The sequence below is a fragment of the Pseudomonas sp. 2,4-D genome, assembly GCF_030418155.1.
Taxonomy (GTDB): Bacteria; Pseudomonadota; Gammaproteobacteria; order Pseudomonadales; family Pseudomonadaceae; genus Aquipseudomonas; species Aquipseudomonas alloputida.
This window is the reverse complement of sequence record NZ_JAUHUI010000074.1, coordinates 1-8176: the sequence shown is the minus strand read 5'-3', so window position 1 is coordinate 8176 and position 8176 is coordinate 1. Positions and strand designations below refer to the sequence as shown.

Annotated in this window: 7 protein-coding genes and 4 tRNA genes; 3 read left to right on the top strand and 8 right to left on the bottom strand. The window is 62.1% G+C overall.

All coding sequences use genetic code 11. The annotated features are described in order from the left end of the window. Positions 1–4: 4 nt before the first annotated feature. From QYE47_RS26950 to QYE47_RS26935, 4 genes are all read right to left on the bottom strand, one after another. Positions 5–80 (bottom strand) — tRNA-Gly (locus QYE47_RS26950). A 3-nt stretch (positions 81–83) separates the two neighbouring features. Continuing rightward, positions 84–159: transfer RNA gene (locus tag QYE47_RS26945), tRNA-Glu, on the bottom strand. Between the two features lie 92 nt (positions 160–251). Continuing rightward, positions 252–327 (bottom strand) — tRNA-Gly (locus QYE47_RS26940). A 3-nt stretch (positions 328–330) separates the two neighbouring features. Then, a tRNA-Glu gene (locus QYE47_RS26935) sits at positions 331–406 on the bottom strand. 333 nt (positions 407–739) lie between these two features. Here QYE47_RS26935 and QYE47_RS26930 point away from each other — a divergent pair. Continuing rightward, positions 740–1507 carry a hypothetical protein gene (locus tag QYE47_RS26930; protein ID WP_014591946.1) on the top strand — a complete coding sequence of 256 codons (768 nt, stop codon included), beginning with the start codon at positions 740–742 and terminating at the stop codon, positions 1505–1507. Positions 1508–1839: 332 nt separating this feature from the next. Here the strand turns inward: QYE47_RS26930 and QYE47_RS26925 are convergent, their stop codons facing one another. Together QYE47_RS26925 and QYE47_RS26920 are read right to left on the bottom strand one after the other, a co-directional pair. Next, entirely contained in the window at positions 1840–2322 is a 483-nt protein-coding gene (locus QYE47_RS26925; RefSeq protein WP_014591947.1) for a GAF domain-containing protein, read from the bottom strand. Further along, complete coding sequence (locus tag QYE47_RS26920) at positions 2323–3210, bottom strand: ATP-binding protein (protein ID WP_014591948.1); 888 nt, start codon at positions 3208–3210, stop codon at positions 2323–2325. It abuts the gene before it with no gap. 204 nt (positions 3211–3414) lie between these two features. Here QYE47_RS26920 and QYE47_RS26915 point away from each other — a divergent pair, with 204 nt between their 5' ends. Next, positions 3415–5772, top strand: coding sequence for a response regulator (locus tag QYE47_RS26915; RefSeq protein ID WP_014591949.1), 2358 nt, complete (start codon positions 3415–3417; stop codon positions 5770–5772). On the opposite strand, the gene QYE47_RS26910 is transcribed toward QYE47_RS26915, so the two are convergent. Together QYE47_RS26910 and msrB are read right to left on the bottom strand one after the other, a co-directional pair. Further along, complete coding sequence (locus QYE47_RS26910; protein WP_014591950.1) at positions 5762–6250, bottom strand: glutathione peroxidase; 489 nt, start codon at positions 6248–6250, stop codon at positions 5762–5764. The two genes, QYE47_RS26915 and QYE47_RS26910, sit on opposite strands and share 11 nt — an antisense overlap. Before the next feature lie 13 nt (positions 6251–6263). After that, a complete protein-coding gene (msrB, locus tag QYE47_RS26905) occupies positions 6264–6659 on the bottom strand; it encodes a peptide-methionine (R)-S-oxide reductase MsrB (RefSeq protein ID WP_010952901.1) in 396 nt (131 codons plus the stop codon). 167 nt (positions 6660–6826) lie between these two features. Between msrB and QYE47_RS26900 the strand changes: the two genes are divergently transcribed. Beyond that, on the top strand, positions 6827–8038 hold the full coding sequence (locus QYE47_RS26900; RefSeq protein ID WP_012271123.1) for a pyridoxal phosphate-dependent aminotransferase: 1212 nt from the start codon (positions 6827–6829) through the stop codon (positions 8036–8038). Positions 8039–8176 lie beyond the last annotated feature (138 nt).

Here is an 8176-nt window from a genome sequence, read left to right as displayed (position 1 = left end):
AAACTGGAGCGGGAAACGAGACTCGAACTCGCGACCCCGACCTTGGCAAGGTCGTGCTCTACCAACTGAGCTATTCCCGCATTTGGCGTCCCCTAGGGGACTCGAACCCCTGTTACCGCCGTGAAAGGGCGGTGTCCTAGGCCACTAGACGAAGGGGACACACAACACTTTTCAGTGCACCAGAACATGAACCTCACGATTCAGCCTGGATTTTCTTTTCCTGCCCCGCCGTTAAGCAGTGCCGGAGAAACTGGAGCGGGAAACGAGACTCGAACTCGCGACCCCGACCTTGGCAAGGTCGTGCTCTACCAACTGAGCTATTCCCGCATTTGGCGTCCCCTAGGGGACTCGAACCCCTGTTACCGCCGTGAAAGGGCGGTGTCCTAGGCCACTAGACGAAGGGGACACGCTGCTGGCATTACTGCCTGCTTTCACTCCCTGCCGCGTTTCGCTGTGTGCTTTACGCTGCAAGTGGCGCGCATTCTATGGATGGTTCGGGAAGGCGTCAACCCCTTTGTAGAAATTTATTTAAATCAATGACTTCCGGGTACACCCAACGCTGTTTTGGTACCCCTGCCAGGGTTTGGCGTTGATTTTCTGGCGTCAAGTCAGCATTAATGTGCCAGCATCCAGTCATGGCACAGTTTGCCGATAGAAAAAGAGAATGGCTGTCAGGGCCTCTCGCGAGCAATCTCGCTCCTACACTCAATCATGCAAACCTATTCATGAGGCATTAACGGTGACACCACTTCTGATCACCCTGCTCATCGTGGCGGGCATCGCCTTGCTGATCGTGATCGGCTACCTCAACAATGTGGTCGAGAATGGCAAGCTTGAGCGCGCCCGGACGAAGATCGAGCTCGCCGACCGCCTGCGCCGCTGTGGCGAGATTACCGAGACGTTCCCCGGCCAGTTCATGACCCCGCCCCTCAAGTTGCTGCTGACCCGCCTGGAGCTGAACCTCAACCAGCGCCTGCTGGCGGTGGACAAGCGCAATGCCGAATACAAGGCGCGCATCGCCGAACTGGAAGGGCTGATTGCCCTGGGCGACAAGATCCCGGTCAACAACCCACCCAACCCGATCCACACCGAGATCAAGGCCAAGGACGTACGCTTCTTGCTGGAGGCGCTGCACAATCAGGTGACCCGCGCTGCCCATGAGGGCTTCTTGCCCGCCGTCGAGGCCAAGCATTGGGTCAAGGAAATCCGCCATATCCTGGTGCTGCTGCATATAGAGTTCTTCAACAACCTCGGCCAACAGGCCCTGCAAAAAGGCCAGCCCGGCCAGGCGCGCCTGGCCTTCGAGCGCGGTGTGCAGTATTTGCGTAAGCAGCCCGAGCCTAAGGTGTATGAAGAGCAGCTGACGTATCTTGAGAAACTGTTGGCCCGGGCCAATGCCCAGGTGCTGGACCGCATGGCACCGGCGGAGGACGAGCACAACGAATTGACCGATGGGCTCAAGACCGATGAGGAAGAAACCTGGAAGAAGAAGGTGATCTACGACTGATTGGTTAACCTGTACCCGCGAAAGGGCCGGGGCTGCTGGCCAATATCCCTGGTCATTCATCGCTGCCGCCGCCACCGTATTCGCGGGTAAACCCGCTCCTACACGGCGGTGTACCCACTTCGAGTGTTGTGCGCAGGCCGTTGTAGGAGCGGGTTTACCCGCGAAAGGGCCGGGCCTGCTGACCAATATCCCTGGTCATTCATCGCTGCCGCCGCCACCGTATTCGCGGGTAAACCCGCTCCTACACCAAAGGTGGACACACATCGGCGGCCGGACACAGGCCCTTGTAGGAGCGGGCTTGCCCGCGAAGAGGCCGGCACAGGCAACATCGATCAGCAGTCAGTCAATGCCAGAAAGATCGCCGCCAACCGCTCCAGCCCCACTTGGTCCGCCTCGCTGAACCGCCCGACCGTCGGGCTATCCAGGTCCAGCACGCCAATCAACCTGCCGTCCTTCACCAACGGGATCACCAGCTCACTGTTGGAGGCACTGTCACAGGCAATGTGGCCCGGGAATGCATGTACATCTTCTACCCGCTGGGTCTGCCGCGTTGCCGCCGCGGCCCCGCACACACCTTTACTGAACGGAATGCGAACACACGCCACCTGGCCCTGGAACGGGCCCAGCACCAGCTCTTCGTTGCGGTTGAGGTAGAACCCCGCCCAGTTCAGGTCGTCCACCTGGTTATACAGAAACGCGGAAAACTGCGCGGCGTTGGCGATGAAGTCACGCTCGTCGGCGAACAGCGCCTGCACTTGCGCCGCCAGCAGGTTATAGCCTTCGAGGCCGGCGCCACTGGCATTGAGGTCGATCATTTACTTTTGCTCCAGCAATTGCAGCCCGACCCAGTAGCGGGCGAACTGATAGGCACAACGGCCATTACGGTTACCGCGGCCGGTGGCCCAGCGCACGGCGAGGATGTCGAGTTCTTCGGTGCGCTGCCAGGCAAGGCCAGCAGGTTGCGCCAACTGGCCAATCCAGTGCTCGACAACGTTCAGGAAGTGGTCCTGGGTGAACGGGTAGAACGACAGCCACAGGCCAAAACGGTCAGACAGGGCAATCTTGTCCTCCACCGCTTCGCTGGGGTGCAGCTCGCCGTCGACACGCTTCCAGTTCTCGTTGTCGCTTTCCTTCTCGGGCACCAGGTGGCGGCGGTTGGAGGTGGCGTACAGCAGCACGTTGTCCGGGGCCTGCTCCAGCGAGCCGTCGAGCACACTCTTGAGCACCCGGTAATCGCCCTCCCCGGCTTCGAACGACAGGTCGTCGCAGAACAGGATGAAGCGTTGCGGCAGCTTCTGCAGTTGCTCGACCACCCGCGGCAGGTCGGCCAGGTGGTCACGTTCGATTTCGATCAGGCGCAGGCCGGCGCTGGCGTGCTCGGCCAGCAGGGCACGTACCAGCGACGACTTGCCTGTACCACGCGAGCCCCACAGCAACGCGTGGTTGGCTGGCAGGCCGTTGATGAACTGGTGGGTGTTGCGGCCCAGCTGGTCGCGCTGTTTGTCGATGCCGATCAGGTCGGTCAGGCGGATGTCCAGGCTGACGTCCAGCGGCAGCAGGTAGCCGCTGCGGCCATCACGCTGCCAGCGCGCGGCCAGTGTGGTGCCCCAGTCGATGTGCGGGCGTTGTGCCGGCAACAGGGGTTCAAGGCGCGCCAGTACCGATTCGGCGCGGTCCAGAAAAGCGATCAAGCGAGCGTCCATGACGACTCCTAACAATTTCAGTTTTTTGGAGGCCGCTGCGCGCCCCTTCGCGGGCTTGCCCGCTCCCACAGGGCTTGCCTTCAGCCTGGGGCTAAGCTGTACCTGTGAGAGCGGGCAAGCCCGCGAAGGGGCGCCAAGCGGCCCCCGCTTGGCGATCAACTGAAATGAACAGACAGACCCACCAGCAGCCGGGGCTATTCGGCTATGCTTGCGCAGCGCAAGGAACGGGAAACCGGCTCGGGACTCATGGATATCAAGTTCACCAATCGCCTGTCATACAAGCAAGCCCGGTTGACAGTCCTGGTCGGCTTCATCCTGGGAACATTGCTCAGTCTCATCCAGATCGGCATCGATTATGCCAGCGAAGACGCGTCCATCAACCGTGAAGTGAACGCGTTGCTGCAAATCAGCCACAACCCGGCCTCGCGCATCGCCTACAACATCGACTCGGAACTGGCGCTGGAGCTGACCCGCGGCCTGCTGCAGTCGCCGGCCGTCATCCGCGCACGACTGATCGACAACAACGAAACGGTACTGGCCGATGTCGAGCGGCCAAAACTGCAGGACCGCTCCCGGCCACTCAGCGACTTCCTGTTCGGCGAGCAACGCCAGTTCAAGGAGCGCCTGTACCTGACCCAGATGCCGGAGCAATACCTGGGCACCCTGTACCTGGACATCGACACCTTCGCCTTCGGCAGCCGCTTTCTCGAACGTGCCGGCATCACCCTGCTCAATGGTTTTGCCCGCAGCCTGGTGCTCACCGGCCTCCTGCTGGCGCTGTTCTACATGATGCTGACCAAGCCGCTGGTGACGGTGATTGGCGCACTCAGCGGCAGCGACCCGCGCAAACCCCGGCAAACGCGCCTGGAATGCCCACACGGACATGAGCATGACGAAATCGGCGTGCTGGTGAAGGTCGCCAACCAGCAGTTCGTCAGCATGGCCACCGAGATCGAACAGCGGCGCACTGCGGAAAACCGTCTGACCCAGTACCTGAACGAGCTGGAAGACATCGTGTCGGCGCGCACCAACGAGCTCAAGGCCAGCAACAGCAGCCTCAGCCTGTCCAACCAGGAGCTGGAACAAGCCCGCAGCCGAGCGCTGGACATGGCCCAGGCTCGCGCCGCCTTCCTGGCCAACATGAGCCACGAAATCCGCACCCCGCTCAACGGCATGCTGGGCATGATCGCCCTGGCGCTGGACAACCCGCTGCCCAGCGAACAACGCCAGCAACTGGCTATCGCCCACGACTCGGGCAAGGTGCTGGTAGAGCTGCTGAACGATATTCTCGACTTGTCCAAGTTCGATGCCGGCCAGCTGGAACTGGAACGCATTGCGTTCGACATGGGCTCGATGGTGGAAGACACTGCCAACCTGCTGTCGCAGAACACCGCGCAAAGTGTGGAGCTGACCTGCCTGATCGCCAGCGACTTCCCCAGCAGCGTGCTCGGCGACCCCACGCGTGTGCGGCAGATCGTCAGCAACCTGCTGTCCAACGCGCTGAAATTCACCCGCTTCGGCCGCGTCGATGTGCGCTTGGCGGCCATTGTCGGTGGTGTGCGTCTTGAGGTACGGGATACCGGCATCGGCATCCCCGAAGACGCCCAGGCGCGCATCTTCCAGCCTTTCACCCAGGCCGGCGCCGGCATCACCCGCCAGTACGGTGGCACCGGCCTGGGCCTGGCGCTGACGCGCAACCTGTGCAAGGCCATGCAAGGCCACCTGCACATTCGCTCCGAGCCGGGCTTTGGCAGCAGTTTTACCGCCGAGCTGCCGCTGACCGTGCACACCGAAGCCATCCCGCCAGCGCCCTTGCATGGCCGCGTGGCCGCACTGAGCGCAGCCGGCAGCGGGCTCAATGAACTGTTACAGCACTTGCTGCCCGCCTGGGGCCTGACCTACCAGCGCCATGACAGTTACGCCACGCTGGATGCGGCAGTGGTCGACCTGTTGATCACCGACGACGTCGAGCACCTGTTCGAACTGCGCCCGGCATTGAAAACCCCGATTCTGCTGGTGACTGCCTACGGCAACTTCCTGCCCAACGAGCAGTCCTTGGCCTTGGCACCGCTGCACCAGCTGGCCCGACCATTGGCACGCAACGCCCTGTACCAGACCCTGCGCCGCACGTTGCAAGGCCATGAGCCCGAACACCCGCTGGCCATCCCGGTCCTTACCCAGGAGCAAGGCCGTGCGAGGATACTGCTGGTAGAAGACAACCCGGTGAACCAGCTGGTGGCCAAGGGCATGCTGGCCAAGCTCGGCTGCCAGGTGCAACTGGCCACCCAGGGTGCGGAAGCCCTTGAGCTGCTGGCGCGTGAGGAATTCGACCTGGTGCTGATGGACTGCAACATGCCGGTGATGGACGGCTACGAGGCCAGCCGGCGTATCCGCCAAAGCGGCCGCTGGCCCGAGTTGCCCATCGTCGCCCTCACCGCCAACGCGATGCCCGAAGAGCGCGAACGCTGCCGGGCGGCGGGCATGAACGACTACCTGGCCAAGCCTTTCCGCCGCGAAGAGCTACTGGCCCTGGTCGACCATTGGGTGCCCTTCAGCGGCTGAGCAATCGCTCGATGTCCGCCTCCAGGGCCTGTGGCTTGGTGGTGGGGGCATAGCGCTTGACCTGGCCACTGGCCGGGTCGACCAGAAACTTGGTGAAGTTCCACTTGATCTTCTGGCTACCCAAAATACCCGGCGCGCGGTGCTTGAGTTCAACGAACAGAGGGTGAGCGCCCGGGCCGTTGACCTCGACCTTGCGAAACAGCGGAAAACTCACGCCGAAATTACGCTCGCAGAACTGCGCAATTTCCCGCGCATCGCCAGGTTCCTGCTTGCCGAACTGATTGCACGGGAAACCCAGTACCACCAGGCCACGGTCGCGGTAGGCCTGCCACAGTTGCTCCAGGCCTTTGTACTGCGGGGTAAATCCGCACTGGCTGGCGGTATTGACCACCAACAGCACCTTGCCCGGGAAGTCGCCGAGCGTCTTGTGCTCGCCGCCCAGGGTCACGCAGGGGATGTTCAGCATCGTTGCAGCCATGATCGGGCTCCGGTCAGTCGCGCGGACGAAGGTCGATGCACACCGAGTTGATGCAGTAACGCAGGCCGGTCGGTGGCGGGCCGTCAGGGAACACATGCCCCAGGTGCGCGTCGCAACGGGCACAGGTGACCTCGGTGCGGATCATGCCGTGGGACGTGTCGCGGATCTCGATCATCGCGCTGTCCTCGATCGGCGCGTAGAAGCTCGGCCAGCCGCAGCCGGCGTCGAACTTGGTCTGCGCATCGAACAGCGGCAGGCCGCAACAGATACAGTGGTAGATGCCGTCGCGGCGCTCGCTGTTGTACTTGCCGCTGAATGGCCGTTCGGTGCCCTTGAGGCGGCAGACCTGGTACTGCTCGGGGTCGAGCATCGACCGCCATTCGTCCAGGGTTTTTTCGATCTTTTTCATGTAGAAACCTCGGCAGGCTGAATTTCACCCCACACCGTCTTTTCCGGGGCTCGGGTGGCACGTATATTAGTTGGCTTCGTGTGCCAGGCGTTCAGTCTGGCACCCGCTTCCTGCCCTTTCAAACCTTTCGGCGGGGCGTAGCGCGTTTTCTCAATCGGGATCCCATCATGCAGTTCAGCAAATCGAACAAGCTCGCCAATGTCTGCTACGACATTCGCGGCCCAGTGCTCAAGCACGCCAAACGCCTGGAGGAGGAAGGCCACCGCATCCTCAAGCTGAACATCGGCAACCCGGCGCCGTTTGGCTTCGAGGCGCCTGATGAAATCCTTCAGGATGTGATCCGCAACCTGCCCACCGCACAGGGCTACAGCGACTCCAAGGGCCTGTTCAGCGCACGCAAGGCCGTGATGCAGTACTGCCAGCAGAAGGAAATCGAAGGCGTCACCATCGAGGACATCTACCTGGGTAATGGTGTGTCCGAGCTGATCGTCATGTCGATGCAGGCGCTGCTCAACAACGGCGACGAAGTACTGATCCCGGCCCCCGACTACCCGCTGTGGACAGCCGCCGTGAGCCTGGCCGGCGGCAAGCCGGTGCACTACCTGTGCGACGAGCAGGCCGACTGGTTCCCTGACCTTGAGGACATCAAGGCCAAGATCACCCCGAACACCAAGGCGCTGGTGATCATCAACCCGAACAACCCGACCGGCGCCGTCTACTCCAAAGAGCTGCTGCTGGGCATGCTGGAGCTGGCCCGCCAGCACAACCTGGTGGTGTTCTCCGACGAGATCTACGACAAGATCCTGTACGACGAAGCCGTGCACATCAGCACCGCCTCGCTGGCCCCGGACCTGCTGTGCCTGACCTTCAACGGCTTGTCCAAATCGTACCGGGTAGCGGGTTTCCGCTCCGGCTGGCTGATCATCTCCGGGCCCAAGCACCACGCACAAAGCTACATCGAAGGCATCGACATGCTGGCCAACATGCGCCTGTGCGCCAACGTGCCGGCCCAGCATGCCATCCAGACCGCGCTGGGCGGCTACCAGAGCATCAACGACCTGGTGCTACCGCCAGGCCGCCTGCTGGAGCAGCGTAACCGCACCTACGAACTGCTCAACGATATCCCCGGTGTCAGCTGCGTGAAGCCGATGGGGGCGCTGTATGCGTTCCCGCGGATCGATCCGAAGGTTTGCCCGATCCTCAACGACGAGAAGTTCGCCCTTGACCTGCTGCTGTCAGAGAAGCTGCTGATTGTACAAGGGACGGCGTTCAACTGGCCGTGGCCGGACCACTTCCGCGTGGTGACCTTGCCGCGCGTGGATGACCTGGAAGCAGCAATTGGCCGGATCGGCAATTTCCTGAAGGGTTATTCGCAGTAGAATTTGATGGGAGCGCCGTGGGGGCGACGAGAGGTTCGACGAGGTGGTGGTGGTGGGGCGCAGATCGAGCGCCGCCCGCGCGGCGCTTCGCGGGTAAACCCGCTCCTACGTTTGTTTCGGGCCAGTCCATCCTGTGCC

Coding starts and splice junctions, on each gene's coding strand:
- QYE47_RS26925 (WP_014591947.1), bottom strand. CDS start 2,322: ATGATCGACCTCAATGCCAGTGGCGCCGGCCTCGAAGGCTATAACCTG.
- QYE47_RS26920 (WP_014591948.1), bottom strand. CDS start 3,210: ATGGACGCTCGCTTGATCGCTTTTCTGGACCGCGCCGAATCGGTACTG.
- QYE47_RS26915 (WP_014591949.1), top strand. CDS start 3,415: ATGCTTGCGCAGCGCAAGGAACGGGAAACCGGCTCGGGACTCATGGAT.
- QYE47_RS26910 (WP_014591950.1), bottom strand. CDS start 6,250: ATGGCTGCAACGATGCTGAACATCCCCTGCGTGACCCTGGGCGGCGAG.
- msrB (WP_010952901.1), bottom strand. CDS start 6,659: ATGAAAAAGATCGAAAAAACCCTGGACGAATGGCGGTCGATGCTCGAC.
- QYE47_RS26900 (WP_012271123.1), top strand. CDS start 6,827: ATGCAGTTCAGCAAATCGAACAAGCTCGCCAATGTCTGCTACGACATT.